This is a genomic window from Embleya sp. NBC_00896, from assembly GCF_045207785.1.
Lineage (GTDB): Bacteria > Actinomycetota > Actinomycetes > Streptomycetales > Streptomycetaceae > Embleya.
Window position 1 is genome coordinate 1552264 of record NZ_CP108777.1, and the last position, 18496, is coordinate 1570759.

General features: G+C 72.6%; 19 protein-coding genes. 4 read left to right on the forward strand and 15 right to left on the reverse strand.

The window, feature by feature from the left end; all coding sequences use genetic code 11:
- Positions 1-62 precede the first annotated feature (62 nt).
- Complete coding sequence (locus tag OG928_RS40250; RefSeq protein ID WP_331766961.1) at positions 63-914, reverse strand: hypothetical protein; 852 nt, start codon at positions 912-914, stop codon at positions 63-65.
- A 128-nt stretch (positions 915-1042) separates the two neighbouring features.
- On the opposite strand from OG928_RS40250, the gene OG928_RS40255 reads away from it, so the two are divergent.
- Positions 1043-1234, forward strand: a complete 192-nt coding sequence (locus OG928_RS40255; protein WP_331766962.1) for a hypothetical protein — start codon at positions 1043-1045, stop codon at positions 1232-1234.
- 116 nt (positions 1235-1350) lie between these two features.
- Here OG928_RS40255 and OG928_RS40260 read toward each other — a convergent pair whose 3' ends face one another.
- From OG928_RS40260 to OG928_RS40300, 9 genes are all read right to left on the reverse strand, one after another.
- Positions 1351-3264 carry a LamG-like jellyroll fold domain-containing protein gene (locus OG928_RS40260; RefSeq protein ID WP_331766963.1) on the reverse strand — a complete coding sequence of 638 codons (1914 nt, stop codon included), beginning with the start codon at positions 3262-3264 and terminating at the stop codon, positions 1351-1353.
- Between the two features lie 160 nt (positions 3265-3424).
- Positions 3425-4291: a hypothetical protein gene (locus OG928_RS40265; protein WP_331766964.1), complete on the reverse strand. Its 867-nt coding sequence runs from the start codon at positions 4289-4291 to the stop codon at positions 3425-3427.
- A gap of 65 nt (positions 4292-4356) precedes the next feature.
- Positions 4357-4554 carry a hypothetical protein gene (locus tag OG928_RS40270; RefSeq protein ID WP_331766965.1) on the reverse strand — a complete coding sequence of 66 codons (198 nt, stop codon included), beginning with the start codon at positions 4552-4554 and terminating at the stop codon, positions 4357-4359.
- Between the two features lie 54 nt (positions 4555-4608).
- Complete coding sequence (locus OG928_RS40275) at positions 4609-5475, reverse strand: NAD(P)H-binding protein (RefSeq protein WP_331766966.1); 867 nt, start codon at positions 5473-5475, stop codon at positions 4609-4611.
- A gap of 148 nt (positions 5476-5623) precedes the next feature.
- A complete protein-coding gene (locus OG928_RS40280) occupies positions 5624-5884 on the reverse strand; it encodes a DUF3099 domain-containing protein (protein WP_331766967.1) in 261 nt (86 codons plus the stop codon).
- Positions 5885-6251: 367 nt separating this feature from the next.
- Entirely contained in the window at positions 6252-7103 is an 852-nt protein-coding gene (locus OG928_RS40285; RefSeq protein WP_331766968.1) for a bifunctional 5,10-methylenetetrahydrofolate dehydrogenase/5,10-methenyltetrahydrofolate cyclohydrolase, read from the reverse strand.
- Positions 7100-7720, reverse strand: a complete 621-nt coding sequence (locus tag OG928_RS40290; protein WP_331766969.1) for a cyclodeaminase/cyclohydrolase family protein — start codon at positions 7718-7720, stop codon at positions 7100-7102. The genes OG928_RS40285 and OG928_RS40290 overlap by 4 nt, the downstream gene beginning before the upstream one ends.
- A 105-nt stretch (positions 7721-7825) precedes the next feature.
- Positions 7826-8623, reverse strand: coding sequence for a protein phosphatase 2C domain-containing protein (locus OG928_RS40295; RefSeq protein WP_331766970.1), 798 nt, complete (start codon positions 8621-8623; stop codon positions 7826-7828).
- A 74-nt stretch (positions 8624-8697) separates the two neighbouring features.
- Complete coding sequence (locus tag OG928_RS40300; protein WP_331766971.1) at positions 8698-9450, reverse strand: metallophosphoesterase; 753 nt, start codon at positions 9448-9450, stop codon at positions 8698-8700.
- A 117-nt stretch (positions 9451-9567) separates the two neighbouring features.
- Between OG928_RS40300 and OG928_RS40305 the strand changes: the two genes are divergently transcribed.
- The gene (locus OG928_RS40305) at positions 9568-11088 is read left to right on the forward strand and encodes a PLP-dependent aminotransferase family protein (protein ID WP_331766972.1); all 1521 of its coding nucleotides are present in this window, start codon (positions 9568-9570) and stop codon (positions 11086-11088) included.
- 33 nt (positions 11089-11121) lie between these two features.
- On the opposite strand, the gene OG928_RS40310 is transcribed toward OG928_RS40305, so the two are convergent.
- Positions 11122-11724 carry a dihydrofolate reductase family protein gene (locus OG928_RS40310; RefSeq protein ID WP_331766973.1) on the reverse strand — a complete coding sequence of 201 codons (603 nt, stop codon included), beginning with the start codon at positions 11722-11724 and terminating at the stop codon, positions 11122-11124.
- A gap of 410 nt (positions 11725-12134) precedes the next feature.
- Here OG928_RS40310 and OG928_RS40315 point away from each other — a divergent pair, with 410 nt between their 5' ends.
- Together OG928_RS40315 and OG928_RS40320 are read left to right on the forward strand one after the other, a co-directional pair.
- Positions 12135-12701 (forward strand): GNAT family N-acetyltransferase, encoded by a 567-nt coding sequence (locus OG928_RS40315; protein ID WP_331766974.1) that lies wholly within the window; start codon positions 12135-12137, stop codon positions 12699-12701.
- A gap of 441 nt (positions 12702-13142) precedes the next feature.
- The gene (locus OG928_RS40320; RefSeq protein WP_331766975.1) at positions 13143-13946 is read left to right on the forward strand and encodes a hypothetical protein; all 804 of its coding nucleotides are present in this window, start codon (positions 13143-13145) and stop codon (positions 13944-13946) included.
- A 164-nt stretch (positions 13947-14110) separates the two neighbouring features.
- On the opposite strand, the gene OG928_RS40325 is transcribed toward OG928_RS40320, so the two are convergent.
- The 4 genes from OG928_RS40325 to OG928_RS40340 form a co-directional block, all read right to left on the reverse strand.
- A complete protein-coding gene (locus tag OG928_RS40325; protein WP_331766976.1) occupies positions 14111-14326 on the reverse strand; it encodes a hypothetical protein in 216 nt (71 codons plus the stop codon).
- A 129-nt stretch (positions 14327-14455) separates the two neighbouring features.
- Positions 14456-15304: a pentapeptide repeat-containing protein gene (locus OG928_RS40330; RefSeq protein WP_331766977.1), complete on the reverse strand. Its 849-nt coding sequence runs from the start codon at positions 15302-15304 to the stop codon at positions 14456-14458.
- A gap of 117 nt (positions 15305-15421) precedes the next feature.
- Positions 15422-17617, reverse strand: coding sequence for a UvrD-helicase domain-containing protein (locus OG928_RS40335; protein ID WP_331766978.1), 2196 nt, complete (start codon positions 17615-17617; stop codon positions 15422-15424).
- A 348-nt stretch (positions 17618-17965) separates the two neighbouring features.
- Positions 17966-18493: a methyltransferase domain-containing protein gene (locus OG928_RS40340; protein WP_331766979.1), complete on the reverse strand. Its 528-nt coding sequence runs from the start codon at positions 18491-18493 to the stop codon at positions 17966-17968.
- Between the last annotated feature and the right edge of the window lie 3 nt (positions 18494-18496).

The window sequence follows — 18496 nt, forward strand, 5'->3', positions numbered from 1 at the left end:
CACGGCCGACACCCGGGAGTTCGCCGCGGATCCGGGTCGGGATTCCTTGGACGACGCGAGGCTCAGCGAGGGCCCGCGGGCGCGCGGGTGAGGGTGTGGTGGGTGCCGGTGACCCTCGGACGGGGGCGGGAGCGGGGCCGCGGGTCCGGGGGCGGGGCGGACAGAGGTGCGAGGCGACCACCGATGACGTCCTCGAAGCGGCGGCGCAGGGGGTCCCACCGGGCGTCGTGGCGGGCTGCCCGCAACGTGGCGCGGTGCAGCTTTCCGGGCTTGTCGCGGTAGTAGCGGTGCGCCCAGGGGGAGCCCGGTCGAGCCAGGCGGATGGCCGCGACGACGTTGACGATCGGGATGAAGATGCCGATCACGCCGATCCGGAACTTGCCCTTGGCGAACGTGATCGCGGCCACCGCGACATCCACCAGGAGCGCGATCAACCACCCGATCCGGTCGTCGACGGTGTCGCCCTCGGGAGACGCCTCGAACGGTACGAACCCGCTCGCCGCGAGGCCGACCGCCGCGATCGCCAGGACGGTGGCCTCGATCGACACCCGGCCCTGCTCCGACCAGTACACGTCGTCCAGGTGCACGATCATCGCGAACTCGTCCAACACCAGCCCCGCGCCCACCCCCAGCACCACACCCGCGATCGACCGCAGCACCAGGTGTTCGCCGGCCCCGATGCCGAGGAAGCCGCCGACCAGGGTGAGCACGACGCCGGGCACGACGTGGTGGATGTGCACCCCGCCCGTGTCCATGTTCCGAAAGGGCCCGCGCCCGGCCCGGATCATCCGGGTGATCATCCGGGTGACCAGGAACGTCACGAGCAGCGCCGCGAACGCGAGCGTCATCGGCAGTCGGCCGGCATCGAGCATCGTGTCGGTCCACTCGCCCGCCAACGTGCGTTCGGCGGCCATCCGCGCCCTCCTCCTCGTCCGTGCTCCTGTTCCCGATACGGCGCGGCCTACGAACGGCGAACAGGTGAACCGACCCGGGTCACGGGCCATCGCGGTGACCAAGTCGTCGCGCCGTCGTTGGTCGGGGCATGATCAAGCGCATCGCAGCCGTCGCACTGGCCGGCACCGCCCTCGCCATGACCGTCGCCGGCGCCGCGTCCGCCGCGGAGTCGCCGAACCCGAACACCGGCGGGGTCACCGGCGTGCCGACGAGCATCTACCCGGATGGTCTCAACAACCTGAACGACGTGAACCAGATGACGAGTTCGCTGTCCCTGTAGGCCCGCCGGCCGGACCGAACCAGGCGTGGTGCCCCGGACCCGACCCGGACCCGGGACACCACGCCGGCCATGGCGCCGGCCACGCGGCGGGAGGAGGATCCACCGAGCGACAGGGCCTAGCGGCCGATCATGAACGCGTCGGGTCGCAGTGCGCGGTCGACGATGCGGACGTCGCCCACCCACGCGTTGAGCGTCTGGTCGAGCTTGCCGTCGTACGCGTAACCGCCCAGCATCCACGGAAGGTTGAGCGTCGTGAGGCCGATCGACCGGGCCGTCGGGTTGCGTACCACCGGGCAGCCGTCGACGTACATCGTGGTCTGCCGGGAGTCGTTGACGACGGCGACGTGCCACCAGGTGTCCAGCTGTAGCTCGTGCCCCCAGCTGGTCGCCGACCCGCCGCTGTTGAGCGGGTAGACGCACCACTGGAGTTCCCGGCCACCGGACAGGCTCAGCGTGACGACCGGCTCCTGCGCGTCGCCCTCGGGCTTGCCGGCCTCGCCGCTCATGCCCCAGCGGCTCAGCAGCGCCGACCAGCCGTCCCGGCCCCCGTCCCAGTCGGCGGGCAGCTTGAAGAACGCCTCGACCGTGTAGCCCGAGCGGAATGTCGCGGTGTTCAGCGGAGCGCCGACGGCGGTCTGGAGGTGCCCGCCGCGCAGCGGGGACTTGCCGCCCGTCAGCCGAATGCTGCCGTGTCCGGGCTGGTCGGGGTGGTACTGGTGGGACCAGCTGACCGCGCCGGGAGCGGAACCCGGTGCCGGGACGAGGGTGAGGTCGTTGCCGCGTCCGGACAGGTCCGGGAAGCGCTGCGCGCCGGGCACCGGCGCACCGTCCGGCCGGGAGTCGTCGAAGCGCCAGTAGGCGACCGTGCCGGGCACCACCATGCGCTGGGCGGGGCGGGCCGCGCGCACGGGTATCGGGGCGAAGCGCGAGAAGCGCTCGTCGAAGTCGATCCCCACCGAGAAGTAGTCGTCCGGACCGGTCAACTCCATCTCCCGACGCTCGAGTTCGTTGAGGTCGCGGTTGGCGCGCCCCAGGATCCACGGGGAGAGCGTCTCGACGTCGATCGTGTCGCGGTCGAGGTCGAAGTGGTAGAGCCGGATCATCGCGGCGCCGCCGAAGTAGCGGTTCTGGTAGTTGGTGATGTGCAGGTGCACGTCACCCCCGGCGTCGTTCTTCCGCGTCGTGCGCCCGGCCGGCCAGTAGTGGCCGTTGAGCGTGAGGAAGATCTGGTCGTTGCCCTTGATCAGCTCGTTCCACAGCCGTCCGCCGTGCTCGGAGAACTCCGCTTCCTGGCCCGGCCGGTCGGCCGAGACGAGTTCGTGGGTCGTCAGGATCACCGGCGAGTGCGGGTGGTCGGCCAGCACCTTCTTCGCCCACGCGATGCCCGCCGGAGAGGGCCGCCAGTCCAGCGCGAGCACGAGCCACTCCCGGCCCGCCGCCTGGAACAGGTGGTAGGTGTTGTAGCCGTCCGGGGTCGCCCCGCCGAAGGAGCGCTTGCCGCGGAAGCGCTGTGGGCCGAACGTGTCCAGGTACGCCGACCGGCCGCGCTGGTCGTCGGTGTTCGAGTTTTCGATGTCGTGGTTCCCGGCCAGCACGCTGTACGCGACGCCCTTGCGGTCGAGCAGCTCGAACGCCCGGCCGATCCCGTCGAACTCGGTCTTGCGGCCGTTCTGGGTGAGGTCGCCCAGGTGCGACATGAAGACGATGTTGTCGTCGTGCGCGTGTTCCAGGATGTACCGAAAGGACGCCTCGATCGGGGCGGCCGTGATGCTCGGCTCGTCGAACATGTACTGCGTGTCGGGCATCACGACCAGCGTGAACCGCCGACTGTCGCGATCCGGCCGCCACGCCGGCAGGCGCTGCGCGTCGACGGCCGCGTCGTCGGCATCCGCGGCGGCCGGCGAGGCGCCGACCACACCCGCCGCCGTCACCCCGGCCCCGGCCAGCGCGGCAGAGCGCAGGAACGCTCGCCGCGCGGGCCCTGACAGCGGTGTGACGGGCTGATCGCAATCGTCGTGCTGCTGACACATGATGGTTCTCCGGCGCCGGCTGATGGGGGGCATGCGCACGGTATTGCGCCGAAAACCCACACAGATCATCCGCACCACCAACAACCGCCGTCGGCCTTGTGAATTCATCGCCCAGGGCCGTGGGCGGGCCGCCGGCTCGGCTTGGGCTTCGTCGGGTCGGCTATGCCAGGGCTGTTGCGATTGCCTCGCCGACTTCTCGTTTGGCCAGGTAGTGCTTCGGGGTGTGGGCGTGGGAGCCGTTGGGGACGAGGTGGCAGTTCACCTCTGGGCCGAAGGAGGGGCGTAGGTCCTTGACCAGGGCCATGACGTCGCGGGTGTCGGCGAGGTTGGTCCAGGCGGGGTGGGTTGCCCGGGTGGGGCCCGGCCAGGCTCCGGTGCCGTCGACGGGTGCGGGGCGCAGTTGTTCGAAGACGAGGTGGCGGACGCCCAGTGGCGATCCGAGCGTGATCAGGGCTCGGACCTGGTGTCCCGGCAGTGCGCACAGCGCCTCGTACGCGATCAGCGAGCCGAGCGAATGGGCGACCACCACCGACGTGTCCGGTCCGATCAGCGCTCGCACCCGTTCGCACGCCGCCGCGCGCAGCGCCGGATCGGTCAGGTATCGCCGTACCTGCTTGAGGTCCGCTATCAGCACCCGCTCGGCGAGCCCCGTGAAGAACCGCGAACGCGACAGCGCGAGCAACGCCGCCTGCACCACCGCGGGTGTGCGATTCAGCGTGCCCGTCGCGCTCGGCGCGATCACCTGCGGCTCGACCTGCGCGGCGGCGACCCACCACGCGAGCAGCAGTTCGCTCTCGAAGCCGTCCTCGATGTCGGTCGCCGTGTAGCACTCGTCGCCCGCCGAGGGCGTGCCCCCGGGCGGCAGGAACAGGTCGCCGTAGAAGGCCATCGCGATGTCGTCGGGATCCGGATGTGGTTGCTCCGCCCGGGTCAGCCCGTCGAGCAGCGCCGGCACCCACTCCTGCGCCAACTGCCGCTCACCGAGCTGTTGCCTGCCCACCCCGTGCACACAGACCACCCGTGCCATCGCGCCCCCTGATCACGTCGCAGCGTGCCCAAGACCCTATGCGCCGCGAGGGGTCGACGGTGGTGTCACTCGTTGTCGAGGGTGCGGCGCAGTTCCTCGGTTTCCCGGTTGGCGGCGGCGAGGTCGTCCGTCATGCGACGGGTGCCTTCGGCGACGCCGGCGTCCCAGATTCGTTGGACCAGGGCGCGGGCCTTGGCCTGCGGCAGATCGGTTTCCCGCATCAGCTGCTCGGTCAGATCGATGATCGGGTGATTGGGTTCCATGGGGCCAGGAGACCCCTTCGCGGGGTGATTCGCACATGGAGCGGGGGCGGATGGTCAGGGCTTCAGGTGCTGCCAGGAGTTCGGGTGGGTGGTCAGGTACGTGGTGAGGCTTTGGGCGGGGTGGCCGGTCAGGGTGGGGATCGCCTGGGAGACGGCGCTCATCTCGCCGGTGGCGATCGCCTCGTAGGAACTAACCCAACCGGCCAGTTCCCATGCCGGGGCGTTGTACTGGGCGCGGGACGCGTAGGCCTCGTCGCGGGTTTCGGGGACGTACGTGATCGGGCGGCCGGCGAAGCGGCCGATCTCGGCCGCGGCCTCGGCGAGGGTGAGGGCGGCGGGGCCGGTCAGGTTGTAGGTGACGCCGTCGTGAGCCCGGCCGAGCAACACGGCCGTCGCGGCGTCGGCGATGTCGTTGTGGGCGACCGCCGAGACGCGGCCGTGTCCGGCCGGGCCGCGCAGGAAGCCGTCCGCCCCGACCATGGCCGGGAGCGCGGCCAGGTAGAAGCTGTCCCGCAGGAACGTGTATCGCAGCCTCGTGGACCGGATGTGCTGCTCGGTGTGCCAGTGGTCGCGCGCGAACGTGAAGGTCGCGTCCGGCGCCGCGCCGAGGAAGGACACGTACACGATCCGCTCGACGCCGGCCGCGACCGCCGCGTCCACGGCCGTGATGTGGTCGCGGACCCGATCGGCGCTCTCGTGCGCGGAGACCAGGAACAACGTGTCCGCGCCGTCGAACGCCCGCCGCATCGCCTCCCCGTCGCCGTACGCCGCCGCGGGCGCAGGCACGGCACCGGGCAGCTCAGGCAGCCGAGACGGATCGCGACCCACCAGCCGCAGTGCGCTGCCCGCGTCGGCGAGCCGCCGGGCGACCCGGCCGCCCACCTGACCGCTCGCTCCCGTGACGGCGATGACTGGGCCCATGACGATGTCCTCTCGGTGATCCGGCGGCAGCGCGCGGCCACCCGAGCACCGACAGTAGCTTCGGCCCGCCGGATCGACCGCGATCGGGCGAACCGACGGCGCGTCCTCGCGCGTGGGCGCGCACCCGGGATCGCTCGGCCCGCCGGGGTCACTCGTCCCACCAGCGGTCGCCCTGTTCGCGGCGGTTGGCGACGATGGCGGCGAACGGTGGGATCGCCATCGCGACGATCGTCATGACCGCGGCGGCGGCGATCGACCAGCGGTACACGACGGTGCCGGCGAGCAGGAACAGCACCAGGCAGGCGGCCATCATCGCGAAGTAGCGCTTGCGCCGGCGCCGCTGCGACGGGACCGGTCCGGAGGGGGTCGCACCACCGCGGTTGACGCCGCCCGGGTTGTTGGTGCCCATGTCTTTCACGGTACGACTTGTCGGGGGGCCCGACAGGGCCGGGGTTGGCGCGGGTGGGCCTGCGGCCGGGGGGTCCTCAAGCGCCGGACGGGCTGGGGGTGGCCTGGTGCCTTTGTCCTCAAGCGCCGGACGGGCTGGATTTGGTTGTGTTGCGGTGGATGGCTGCGGGGGTCCTCAAGCGCCGGACGGGCTGGGGGTGGCCTGGTGCCTTGGTCCTCAAGCGCCGGACGGGCTGGAATTGGTTGCGTTGCGTTCGATGGTTGCGGGGGTCTTCAAGCGCCGGACGGGCTGGATTTGGTTGCGTTGCGTTGGATGGTTGCGGGGGGCCTCAAGGGCCGGGCGGGGTGGGATTGGTTGCGGAGGGGGGTCAAGTGTTTGGTGAGGTGGCTGCCTGGACTGTGTGGCTTAGGAGGAGGGCTGTGGTTACCGGGCCTACTCCGCCTGGGACCGGGGTGAGGGCGCCGGCGGTGGGGGTGGCGGACTCGGGGTCTACGTCGCCGGCGAGGCCGCCGTCGGGCGTGGGGTTGGTGCCTACGTCGATCACCACCGCGCCCGGGGCGATGTGTTCGGCGGTGATCAGGCCGGCCCGGCCGACCGCGGCGACGATCACGTCGGCGGTCGAGGTGATCGCGGCCAGGTCCTTGGTGCGCGAGTGGCAGATGGTCACCGTGGCGTGCCTGTCCAACAGCAGATGGGCGACCGGCTTGCCGACCACCGTCGACCGGCCGACCACCGCGACGTGCCGGCCGGTGAGTTCGATGCCGTAGTGGTCCAGGATCGTCACCACCGCCTCGGCCGTGGCGGGCGCGAACGCGGGCAGCCCGGCGGCGAGTCGGCCGAGCGAGAGCGGGTTCGCGCCGTCGACGTCCTTGCCGAACGCGATCGCGCCGGCCAGGTCCTCCAGCGCCGCGCCGGCCGGCAGCGGCGTCTGCAGGATGATCCCGTGCACGGCGTCGTCCGCACTCAGGCCCGCCAGCGTGGCGCGGATCGCGTCCGGCGTCGCGTCGGCGCCCAACCGCACGATGTCACACGTGATGCCGACCTTCTCGGCGGCCTTGGCGATCGAGCGCACGTACCACGCGCTCGACTCGTCGGCCGTCGCCACCACGACCGCGAGGGTGACCGGCGTGCCGGCCTCCGCGAGCGCGGCGGCGCGGGTCGCGGTCTCGGTACGGATCGCGGCGGCGAGGTCCTTGCCCGAGAGCATGGTCGCGGTCATCGGTTGATCTCCTTGCGCACGGCGGCGGTCACCTGGTCGGCGCGCACGGCGATGTCGTCGACCCGCCCGGCCTGCGCGGTGAGTTCGATCCGGGCCTGCTCGTCCTTGATCCCGCCGAGGTTGATCTCGATGTTCACCCGGGCGGTGGTCGCCGCCGCGCGGGCGGCCTCGGCGGCCGCGGCCACGTCGGTGATCACGTTCGGATTGCCGATCGGCAGCAGCTTCTCGGCCAGTTCGACGCACGCCGCGGCCACCACGACCACCTCGGCCGGCGGCTTGGCCGCGCCGACCAGGGCCGCGGTGATCGTGGCCGAGCGCACGGTCTTGGCCGCGTCGGTGTCCTTGGGCAGCTTGTACGCCTCCGTCACCGCCGTGAACGCGGCCGCGTCCTCCTCGGCCAACCGCAGTGCCACGCCCCGAAGTTCGTCGGTCAGCGCGATCACCTGGGCGATCGCCGAGGCGTGCTCGGCGTACTTGTCGCCGGTCGAGTAGCGCGCGACCATCCCCAACAGCGCCGCGGCCTGGGCGGCGTGCAAAGCGGCCGCCGCGCCGCCGCCCGGGGCCGGTACGCGGTCGGCGAGGCGGGTCAGGAAATCGCTGATCTTCTCGTCGCGCATGAGCGCTCGTCCTTCGGTCGGTGGGCTACCGCACGTCCGGAATCCTCGCACGGCTTCACCCTCCGGCCGGAAAGCGGGAGGTGGGACGCGGGGCCGACGCTCGCGTCAGTCGACCCGCAACACCACGGCCGTGGCGTTGTCGTTCCCGCCGGCGTCGAGGGTGGCGGCCAGCAGGCGGGAGACGATCGCCGCGGGGGCGTCGGGGGCCGCGAGGAGGTCGGAGAGCAGGTGGTAGGGGATCTGCTCGGCGACGCCGTCGGTGCACAGCAGGTACACGTCGCCGGGGCGCAGTACGACGTTGAGCACGTCGGGTTCGGGCCGGGCCGGGTGGCCGACGTAACGGCTCAACCGGTAGCGGGCCGCCGCGGCCTGTGGGGAGTCGGCCGGATACCAGCCGTATACCGCGGCCAGCCACGCCTCGGTGTGATCGACCGTCAGCAGGTCGAGTTGCCCGGCCCGCAGGCGGTAGGCGCGCGAGTCGCCGATCTGGACGATCCAGGCCGCCGCGTCCCCCGGACCCGGCGCTTCGGCCACGAGGGCGGTCAGCGTGCAGCCCGTGAAGCCCTCCAGGCCGGCCGCCTCGGCCAGCACCAGGTCCTGGATCCGGGCCACCGTCTCGCGCAGCAGCGCCGGGCCGGGCGCGACCCGGGCGACCGCGGCTCGCCGGATCGCGGCGGTGAACTCGGCCATCGTCGTTTGCCCCGCCGCCGTGCTGCCGGGCCCGTCGCCCATCCCGTCGGCGACGGCGGCCAGCCGGATGTCCGCCGCCAGACCGAGCACGTCGAAGTTCGCCCGGTACTTGTTGCCCACGACCGTTCCGGCCGCCGCGGGCACACGCACGGCCCCCGACTCCAGTACGGCCGTGGCCGCCTCTCCCGTGTCCTGCCCACGTCGACCGAACATCACCGAATCCCCGTTCCTCCGATTGGTGCGCACACGCACGGTATCGGGTGGTTGCGAGTCCGGTAGGGCTCCGGTCAGACCACGACGCGGTAATGCGTGGTCAAACGGCCCGAGTCGTCGAGCATGTGGAACGCGAACGCGGGCGGGATCAGCGGGTCGACGAACGGCGCGTTCTCGTCCGCGCGTTCGCACGGAAGGTTGATCGTGGACACCACGCCCGGGGCGACGATCAGCGGCTTCCCGGCGAACACCGTGGCCGCCGGCGTGTGCGCGTGCCCGCACAACAGGCCCACCACGTTGGGCCGATCAGCGACCACGGCCGCGAGCCGTTCTGCGTCGAACTGGCGGATCCGGTCGAGGTCCGGCACGCCCAACTCGACGGGCGGGTGGTGGAAGGCCACGAACACCGGTACGGATGGCGGGGCTTCGTCGAGGACCTCGGTCAACCACGACAACGTCTCGTCGGCGAGCAGACCGTCGGGACGGCCCGGGATCGACGAATCGCACAGCGCGTACACGGCGCGGTCGGTGCGGTGGACGCGGTTGATCGGACCGTCGGCGGCGGCCTCGCCGAGCAGCGTCTCGCGGAACGGCCCGCGTACGTCGTGGTTGCCGGGCAGGACCAGCACGGGATGCCGGGATTCGAGGAGCGTACGGGCCTCGTCGTACTCGGCCGACAGTCCGGTGTCGGCGATGTCGCCGGTGACCAGGACCGCGTCGAGGTCGTAGGGGAGCGCGTTCAGGTGGTCCATCACCGCCCGGGTGCGTTCGGCGCTGCGCGCGCTGCCGTCGAGGTGGGTGTCACTGAGATGCGCGAACACGATCATGCGGGCGGTCCTTGGGAGAGAGGGGACAGGGGAGCGGGAAGCGGCGGTTCCGGTGTACCGCGCCGTGCTGAAGCCGAAGCTACGCGGCGCATCGGACCATCGTTAAGATCCAGTGAAATGTTGGAATACTGGTCCGGTTCCGCCGCCGACCCCAGGGTCGATCCCTCCGCCGACCCGCCGCCCGGCGGCCCGCTCGCCGATCCGCCTGCCGCTTCGCACGCCGACCCACACCCCGACCCACACCCCGACCCCCGCGTCGATCTGCACGTCGAGGTGGACACCGTCGACGGTCGCCGGGTCGGTCTGGAGCGGGCGCTGCGGGCGGCGATCCGGGACGGGCGGCTGGTCCCGGGCGCGCCGCTGCCGTCCACACGTGGGCTCGCCGGTCGGCTCGGTTTCGCGCGGGGGACGGTGACCGCGGCGTACGACCAGCTGGTGGCGGAGGGCTACCTGACCGCGCGCCCCGGTGCGGTCACCCGGGTCGCCGACGTGCCCCGCCCCGCGCCCACGACCCCCGCGAGCGCGTCGCCGGCGGCGGCGACCGTACCCCGGTTCGACCTGCGTCCCGGGCTGCCGGACGGGTCGGCCTTCCCGGCCGCGGCGTGGCTGCGCTCGACCCGGCGGGTTCTGAGCGGCGCGCCGGCGGCAATCCACGGCGTGGGTGACCCGCAGGGCCGGATCGAGCTGCGCACCGCGCTGGCCGACCATCTCGGCCGCACCCGCGGCGTGCTGACCACGCCGGACCGGATCGTGATCACGTCCGGGTTCTACCAGTCGGTCGGGCTGCTCGCGGCCGTGCTCGGCGACGCCGGGGTGCACGCGGTCGGGATGGAGGACCCCGGCCACGACGTCTACCGCGACGTGGTTCGCCGGGCCGGCCGCACGGTCGTACCGCTACCGGTGGATACCGACGGCGCCCGCTTCGAACGGTTGGCCGATCGGGGCGTCGGCGCGGTCGTGGTCACGCCCGCGCACCAATACCCGACGGGCGTGCCGTTGCTGCCTCGGCGGCGGCACGAGCTGTGCGGGTGGGCGCGCGAGACCGGCGGGCTGATCGTCGAGGACGACTACGACGGCGAGTTCCGCTACGACCGACAGCCGGTCGGCGCGCTGCAGGGGATGGCCCCGGAGCACGTCGCGTACTGCGGTTCGGTGTCCAAGACGCTCGGCCCGGGCCTGCGGCTGGCCTGGTTGGCGCTGCCTCGGCGGCTGGTCGAGCCGGTCGTGACGGCCAAGCTCCGGGCCGACTTCCACACCCACACGCTCGGCCAGCTCGTGCTCGCGGACCTGATCGTCCGGCACGACTACGACCGGCACGTGCGAGCCGCGCGGCTGAGCTATCGGCGCCGGCGCGAGCACCTGGTCGGCCGCTTCGCCGCGGAACGGGCGCTCGGCGCCTACGGGTTCCAGGGTGTGCCCGCCGGACTGCACGTGCTCGTGACGCTCCCCGCCGACGGCCCGACCGAGCCCGACCTCCTGGCGACCTGCGCCGAACGCGGCATCGCGCTGCGCGGCACCCGCGAACTGTGGCACGGTACGCCCCGGCGCCAGGGCCTGCTCGTGGGCTTCGCCGCCCCGGCCGAACACGCCTGGCCCGCGACGCTCGACGCGCTGGCGGCGGTGCTGCGCGAGGGGTGAGCGGCGGTGGTCGGGCGGGGCAGCGACGCGCCGTCAGCCGCGCTCCAACACCCGGAAGTACAGGTGGGTGACCCGCCGACCCTCGATGATCCGGGTCGCCTCCAGCTCGATCGGGGTGTGCGCGAGGTGGTCGAAGAAGCGGATGCCCTCGCCGATCAGGACCGGCACGAGGTTGACGCAGATCTCGTCGACCAGCCGCGCGTCCAGGCACTGGCGCACGATGTCCGCGCCCCCGATCGAGACGTCGAGGTCTCCTGCCGTGGCCTTGGCCCGCGCGACGGCGCTCTCGACACCGTCGGTGACGAACGTGAAGGGAGCCCCCGGGTGGGCGGCGATCCAGTCCGTCGGCACGTGGTGGGTCACGACGAACACCGGTACGCCGATCGGGTGACTGCCGTCCCATCCGTCGGTGAGGTCGAACAGGCGCCGCCCGGAGATGATCGCGCCGGTCCGGACGATCACCTCCCGCAGGTGGCGGGCACTCGCCTCGGACGTGCGGGACGTCATGTCGGCGCCGGGCGCGGGCGTCTCCACGTCACCGTTGGAGTACCACCCGAACAGGTTGTCCACGCCGTCCGACGGGTCGGCGATGAACCCGTCCAGCGACATCGTCTTCTCGGCCACGACCAATCCCATGGGGATCGCCTCCTCGTGCGCCGGCCGTTCCCGGTCGGTTCCGGGTTCGTACTCCAGTTCCAGTCTGTGCGAGGAAGCCCGCGACCGCGCCCGAAACCCATCGCCACGCGTCGGTTCCCGGGCCCCGCACGGGCTCCCTTGCCCACGAGGCGCCCGATTGCGTGCCACGATCCGTCACCGCACATGTCGTTCGGGTTATCCACCGCACGGAAACGGAAGCCGGGGGAAGCGGCACGCCTGTCGGCACGTCCGGGTCGCCGGCCCGGGCCCGAACGCCCGAGCCCGGGACACTTGTGACCTCGCGTCACACCGATTGCGGCCGGAACGCCAGGCCGCCCGCGCGTTCGAGCACCCGGGCCGGCGGAACCCGAGGTGCCGTTGCGCCGGCCGGGCTTCATAGGCTGGCTTTCATGTACGAACCCGCAGCCGTGACATTTCGCCAGTACAGCCGCGCACACGACGTGGACGCCCCGACCCGCGACGCGTTGGTCGAGTGCTGGGTGGCCGTCACGAATGCGGGCGGGGCAGCGGGCTTCCCGTTCCCGCCGGTGACCGCGGCCGAGGTCGCGCCGGTCGCCGAGCGGTTGATCGCCGACCTGGATCCGGCCCGGAGCCGGCTCCTGGTGGCCGTCGCCGACAAGGAGCCCATCGGCTGGCTGAACGTGCGCCGTGGGCTCGATCCGCTGATCGCGCACTGGGGCACGCTGCACCACGTCCAGACCCGTCCCGACGTCCGCGGCCGGGGGATCGGGGCCGCGTTGGCGCGCGGTGCGTGTGCGATGGCTCGGGACGACATGGGCCTGGAGCAGCTGCGGCTCACGGCGCGCGCCGGCATGGGGCTCGAGGACTTCTACGGCAGGCTGGGCTGGAAGGAGATCGGCCGTTGGCCCGGCGCGCTGCGTTTCGGAGCTGGGAACGGGGTCGGGGCAGGGGACGGCGACGATCGGGACGAGATTCTGATGATCCTGACGCTCTGAAGCGATGGGCTGGGGAGGAGCGGCGGGTCTGTGGGCCGCAGTTCGGCCGGTTCGGCCGGTTTCGGCCGGTTGGGCCGCTCCGGTCCGTGTGTTGCGCTGGGCGACGGCTTGTACGCCGTGCGAGCCACGCGTACACGCGGCGTCGCCGGGCGTCACAGGAGAGCTCTGTGGCGTAACACTCGGTGTCGCGCGCATGGAGAATTGTGGTACCGGACTGATACGGTGAACTACGCGGATAAGCGTGCAGCTTTGTTCATAAAGCGCCCTTCTCATCCCCGTGATCCCGACCCGTGGTACCTCCACCGCCCGGCAATCGGACGACGTGCGGCCGGATCCGGGCGCCCCTCGTGCCACCACCCATGCCGGCCGTGCCGGCCACGCCGCGACACCCCCACCGAGTCGCGTGGCGGAGCCACGCGGTCCGACAGCAGGAGGCGGCCGATGAGCATCTCCGACGAGGAACGACGCGCGTTCACGGAGCACGACATGCGGGCCCTCCTCGACCTCGACGGTGCCGATCCACCGAGCGAGGTGCGGGCCTGGGAGCACTTGGGCGAGGTGCTGGGCTCGGTGCTGGACGGCCCCTTCCGGCATGGTGTGGCGTCCATGGCGGAGACATCCGTCCCGGACTGCCAGGGGCCGGTGGAGACCGCGATCGTGCTGCGCGCGCGGACCCGGGACATTCGCGACCGGGTGCTCGGGCACGACGAGGCCGTGCGGCGCGCGTTCCGTGTGCTGGAATCGCTGTGCCGCCAAGGGACTTGGCACCGGAGGGCGGAGGCGGTGATCGCGCTGTCGCTCGCCGCCGACCAGGCGCGCTGTCTGTGCGATCGGCTCGTGGGCCTACCCGTGCAGGCGTTGCCGCGACCGGCGGCGCTCGCAGCGGCACTGGTCACCGCCCTGGACGGGAGCGGCCGGGCCCTCGAAGCCGCCCGGAGCCGGCTGCGCGAGATGGCCGAACCGGCGGGCCCGACACCCGAAGCGGTAATCCCGTCCGCCGACGCCCTGGCCGCGGCGCGGACGGCGATCCGGATCGCGACCCGCCTCGAGGCGGAGGTGCGGGCGGAGGCCGTCGATGCGTCCGGGGTGGACCTGTCCCGACTCGATCTCACCGATCCGGGCATCCTCGTGGGCGTGGTGTGGACCGACACGACCGTATGGCCGCACGGCATGGCGCAGGTGGTCAGGGCCCGCTCCAATCGGATCGCGGCGGGCGTGTACCAGGTCCGGCGGACCCGCGGCTGACGGGCGGCCGCCGAGACCTCCCGGACCGGAACGGGCCGACTCGGCCCGTTCCGGTCCGGGAGGGCGGAGTCGACCCGCGGGCGGCGGGTGTTCACGGCCTCAGCCGGTTCTCACGAACCGCGGTGGGACGCCGCCCGCGGCTGGGCCGCCGGGCGGCTGACGGGTCAGAGCTCGGAGATCGCACTCTGGATGGCGTACCGCCGCTCGTACGACGACGCCGTGGGCCCGGGGGCCCGATCGAACGTCCAACCGGCGCCGCGCAGTTGACCCTGGCCGCACCGGATGTCCTCGCACAGGTCAGGGGTTGGCGATACGTACGGCCCGCCGCCCTCGCCGCCGCCGAGCGCGCTCCGCAGCGCGAGCCATTCGCGCAGCAGCACGGCAGGGTCGTCGAGGTGGGTCGAGAACAGCCGCTCGACGCACTAATCGGACGATCGGCCGCCACCGTCGGCCGCCACCGGAACCGCCACCGCCACCGCACCGCCCGGGACCCGCACGGGGAGATGGGCTCAGGCCGCCCAGTGGGCGGGGCGGGTGAGCGACCCCGGGAGCTTGGTGTGGGTGTCGCCCTTGGCCGCGTCGAGCTGCGATTGGACGACGTAGAGGCTGTCGGTGAGGTCCGCCCCACGCAGGTCCGCGTCGCGGAAGTCGACGCCGATCAGGTCGGCCAGGCGCAGGTCCGCACCACGCAGGTCGGCGCCGATCAGATATGCCCCGCGCAGGTTCGCGCCGCGCAGGTCGGCGCCCCGCAGCTTGGCCCCGATCAGGTCGGCGCCCCGGCGGTCCTTCTTCTTGCCGGGCGCACCGGCCCGGACGAGTTCGCTCGCACGCAGCAGCAGCGGGTTGATCCCGGCGCGCAGCGCCCCGATGTCCAGCCGCAGGAGGGCTTCGGGCTCGCCGTGGGTGAGCCGTTCGGTCTCGTCGAACGCGGCGCGCAGCTCGGCGTGCACCGCTTCCGCCGGGCGCAGTGTCAGCGCCTCGTTCAGGTAGTGGAGCAGCTCGTGCACGTGCCGCATGACCGGGAAGACCTCGAACATCTGCTTCGCCGTGCGTGGCGCCTGCCGCCAGTCCCGGCCACCGTAGGTGACCTGGGCGACCTTCTGGCCCGCGCCGAAGCAGTCGTAGACGGTGCAGCCCGCGAAGCCGGACGGACGCAGGCGGGTGTGGATGCCGCAGCCGAAGTCGGCCTGCCGCAGGTTGGGACACGCCTTGCCGGCGGGCTTGTCGATCGCGAAATCCGAGGAGGCGGCGAAGGCCGGCGCGACGCAGCACAGCGCGAAGCAGTTCGCGCAGTCGCCGCGCAGCATCGGGAGCCCCCGGTCGGGGGTGGATTCCGCGTGTTCGCGCTGCTCGGACAAGGTGTGTGTGCTCCCGTCGGGTCGAGGGCACCGGGTGCTCGGCGCGCTCGGGTCGATCTCCCATTCTCCCCGACGTCCGTGTCGGGCCGGTCCCGGGTCACGGGCCGCGTTCGGTCGTCACGACCGGGAGTCGTCCGGCTTCGGGCGACCTGGCCGGGGCGACGGCGTACGAGAGGGCGCCGCGGTCGGCTGGTCGACGCTGCCCAGCCACAGGGTGTCGCGGGCTCGGACCATGGCGACGAACAGGCGACGGCGGGCCAGCTCGGCGCGTTCGCGGGCCGCGGCGCCGGTTCGGAAGGGCCCGGGGGAGGCCCGGTCGTACCTCGGTAGGAGTACGTGCTTGAAGTCCAGGCCCTTGGCTCGGATGTAGCCGCCGACCTTGACGCCGGGTGTGGGGTGGCCGTCGTACTCCGCCAGGAGGCAAACGGGGATTCCGGCCCGCTCGATCAGCTCGGCGCAGCGGGTGACCTCGTCGCGGGACGGGCACAGCACGGCGGTGTCGGCCCACGCGCGCGGGCGGTCCCGGAGAGCCGCGATCAAGGCGGCGTCGTGGGCGGCGGGTGTGGGGTGGTGCGAGTGCGTGACGCGGGGTGGGGGCTCGGCGTCGTGATCGAGATCCGCGGAGTCGGTTCCGGCCCCGGCCCCGGCCACGACCGCGAGGGCGGCGCGGACGATCTCCGGGGCGTTGCGGTAGTTGCGGCGCAGTATGTGCGTGCGTTCCTCGGGGATCACGATCCCAGCCTCGGCGAGCCGGAACCCGCCCGGGTACACCGCCTGCTGGTCGTCGCCGATCAACAACAGGCCGTTGCGGACGTCGCCGACCAGCGCGTGCAACAGGCGTACTCCCACGAGCGTCAGGTCCTGCACCTCGTCGACGATCACCGCGGCGTAGGCCGGTGCCTCCCGGCGGAGCAGGACCTCGCGGAGCGCGGCGGCGAGGACGTCGTTGAAGTCGCAGATCCGCTCCGTACGTAGTAGTAGCTCGTACCGCTCGTACAACCGCCACACCGCCTCGCGATCCCCGTCGCGGGACAGCCGGGTCCGGCGCCCGTGCCGAGGCAGCCGCTGGTACTCCGCGAACTCGGTGATCCCGCGGCCCTTGATCAGGTGGTCGATCTCGTCGTGCCAGTAGGCGGACGAGGTCGCGATCCGGGCGAGTCGACCGTCGCGTCCGATCTCGGCCCAGGCCCGGTCGAACGCGGCGGACGCGCCGACCGGGTCGAGTCGGCCGGGCGCGCCGTGCCGCCTGGTCAGGAACGCGAGCGCCCACGCGTGGATGTGCCGGAAGTCCACCCGGTCCACGGCGACGGGCGCCATCGTCGCGAGGAACGTGCGCTGTACGCGGGGCAGGTTGGCGGTGAAGGTCACGTACAGCACGCGGCCGGTGCCGCGCTGGGCCAGGTACGCGGCGCGATGCAGGCCCACCACCGTCTTCCCGGTCCCGGCCGCGCCGGCGATCCGGGCGGGTCCGGCCCAGTCGGTCCGGACCAGCGCGCACTGGCCCGGATCGAGGTAGGTCATCCACTGCTCGATCGGCGCGAGCAGCGCGGCCCGTAGGGTCGCGGCGGCCAGGGCACGCGGATCGAAGGAGCGGTCGGGTGGGTCGAGTGGGCCGGATGGGTCGGACTGGCCGGGTGGGTCGGGCAGGCCGGACCGGTCGAGTGGATCGGACCGATCGGGCGGTGCGAGCAGCGCGGACGGCAGCCCGGCGGCGTCCTCGGGCGTCTCCTCGTACACCGGGAACACCTCCTCGAGGTGATCCGCGATCGTGGCCACCAACTCCGCGCCCAACCTGGGCTGCAGCCCCGCCAGATGCGGCGCGACCTGCGCTTCGCCGAGCAGCCGGATCCGGCGCAGCGCGGTGTCGACGCGGTGCCCGGCGAACACCATGAGCGGGACGACCGCCACCGGCGAGACCCCGAGCGCGCCCACCGCCTCCTCGGCGATCCGGGTGATCGCGAGCAGCTTGGCGGCCTCGCGGTCCCGACCGTCGCCTCCCGCGAGCAATCGGCCGCCCACCACCCGGGGTTCGGCGCGCCAGTTCTTGACGTCGACGACGTACACGCCACCCGGCCCGACGAGCAGCAGGTCCACGTTCGCCGCGCGCGTACCCGGCCAACGCCGATCCACCAGCAGCCGCCACCCGTACCCGGTCAGCATCAACAGGTGTGCGGCCACCCGCTGTTCCGCCTCCGACGCGGCCTCGAATCGCCGCGCCAACCGCCGCGCGGCCACCCACTCGCGGTACAACTCCCGCTCCCGCGCCCGCGCGTCCCGCGCCAGCCGCCCCATCGACCCACCCGCCGACTGCATCGCGCCCCCCTGAGCAACGCCGCACGTCGAGCGTAATGCGGAGCAAATCCCCTAACCAGACCCGGACATCGAACATTCTTACGGATCGATTCCTGTTGCCCTCGACGTTGCCGGGCCGGATCCTCGTCCCTCGACGGCTTGATGTCCGCTCCCCGTGTCGGCCGCATCGCGGGCAGGCCATCCCGATGCTCGGTCACCCGTTCGGCGCTGAGCGCTCAGGTTTTCGGCCCGACCGTCCGATGTCCATGGAGGGGCGGTCGGGTGCCGGAAACCCACCCGACCGTCCCATCCACCGGACAACTCGAGGCATTCCCGGAGCGCGGGTCGCGCCACGAAGTGCCGGCTCGCCTACGCCTTGCGGTCCGCGAGCGTGTAGGACGCGGCGGCGACGGTACCGGCGACGGCGAACACCGACGGCCAGGCGCCGATCTTCTTGGCCAACGGGTGTGACGCGCCGAACGCGACCGTGTACAGGCCGGTCAGCGCGGCGGCGGTGGGCGTACCGGCCAGCGCCGCGCCGGGCGCGGGGAAGAAGTTGAGCACCAGTCCGCTGACGGCCGCATCGCACGTCGCGTCGCGCAGGGGCAGCGCCAGCGCGTCGGCCACGACGTAGCACGCGGGCGTGGGCGCGGTCGCTCGGGCCCGGGCCACGAATCCGGCGGACCGGTCCACCCCCACCACCGTCCGGGGCCGGCACCGGCCGACCACCGTCGCGGTCAACGCCCCCGTGCCGCAGCCCACATCCACCCACCGCGAGCCGGCTCCGCAGCCGAGCCACGCCACGAACCGTTCGGCGACCGGACGGCTCCACCGGCCCATGTACCGCTCGTACGCGTCCCCGGCCGCCCACGTGTCGAACCGCCGCTCCTGGTCCATGCC

Bases quoted from the DNA above. Each gene is read 5' to 3' on its own strand.
- OG928_RS40250 (WP_331766961.1), bottom strand. From the start codon at position 914: ATGGCCGCCGAACGCACGTTGGCGGGCGAGTGGACCGACACGATGCTC.
- OG928_RS40255 (WP_331766962.1), top strand. From the start codon at position 1,043: ATGATCAAGCGCATCGCAGCCGTCGCACTGGCCGGCACCGCCCTCGCC.
- OG928_RS40260 (WP_331766963.1), bottom strand. From the start codon at position 3,264: ATGTGTCAGCAGCACGACGATTGCGATCAGCCCGTCACACCGCTGTCA.
- OG928_RS40265 (WP_331766964.1), bottom strand. From the start codon at position 4,291: ATGGCACGGGTGGTCTGTGTGCACGGGGTGGGCAGGCAACAGCTCGGT.
- OG928_RS40270 (WP_331766965.1), bottom strand. From the start codon at position 4,554: ATGGAACCCAATCACCCGATCATCGATCTGACCGAGCAGCTGATGCGG.
- OG928_RS40275 (WP_331766966.1), bottom strand. From the start codon at position 5,475: ATGGGCCCAGTCATCGCCGTCACGGGAGCGAGCGGTCAGGTGGGCGGC.
- OG928_RS40280 (WP_331766967.1), bottom strand. From the start codon at position 5,884: ATGGGCACCAACAACCCGGGCGGCGTCAACCGCGGTGGTGCGACCCCC.
- OG928_RS40285 (WP_331766968.1), bottom strand. From the start codon at position 7,103: ATGACCGCGACCATGCTCTCGGGCAAGGACCTCGCCGCCGCGATCCGT.
- OG928_RS40290 (WP_331766969.1), bottom strand. From the start codon at position 7,720: ATGCGCGACGAGAAGATCAGCGATTTCCTGACCCGCCTCGCCGACCGC.
- OG928_RS40295 (WP_331766970.1), bottom strand. From the start codon at position 8,623: ATGTTCGGTCGACGTGGGCAGGACACGGGAGAGGCGGCCACGGCCGTA.
- OG928_RS40300 (WP_331766971.1), bottom strand. From the start codon at position 9,450: ATGATCGTGTTCGCGCATCTCAGTGACACCCACCTCGACGGCAGCGCG.
- OG928_RS40305 (WP_331766972.1), top strand. From the start codon at position 9,568: ATGTTGGAATACTGGTCCGGTTCCGCCGCCGACCCCAGGGTCGATCCC.
- OG928_RS40310 (WP_331766973.1), bottom strand. From the start codon at position 11,724: ATGGGATTGGTCGTGGCCGAGAAGACGATGTCGCTGGACGGGTTCATC.
- OG928_RS40315 (WP_331766974.1), top strand. From the start codon at position 12,135: ATGTACGAACCCGCAGCCGTGACATTTCGCCAGTACAGCCGCGCACAC.
- OG928_RS40320 (WP_331766975.1), top strand. From the start codon at position 13,143: ATGAGCATCTCCGACGAGGAACGACGCGCGTTCACGGAGCACGACATG.
- OG928_RS40335 (WP_331766978.1), bottom strand. From the start codon at position 17,617: ATGCAGTCGGCGGGTGGGTCGATGGGGCGGCTGGCGCGGGACGCGCGG.
- OG928_RS40340 (WP_331766979.1), bottom strand. From the start codon at position 18,493: ATGGACCAGGAGCGGCGGTTCGACACGTGGGCGGCCGGGGACGCGTAC.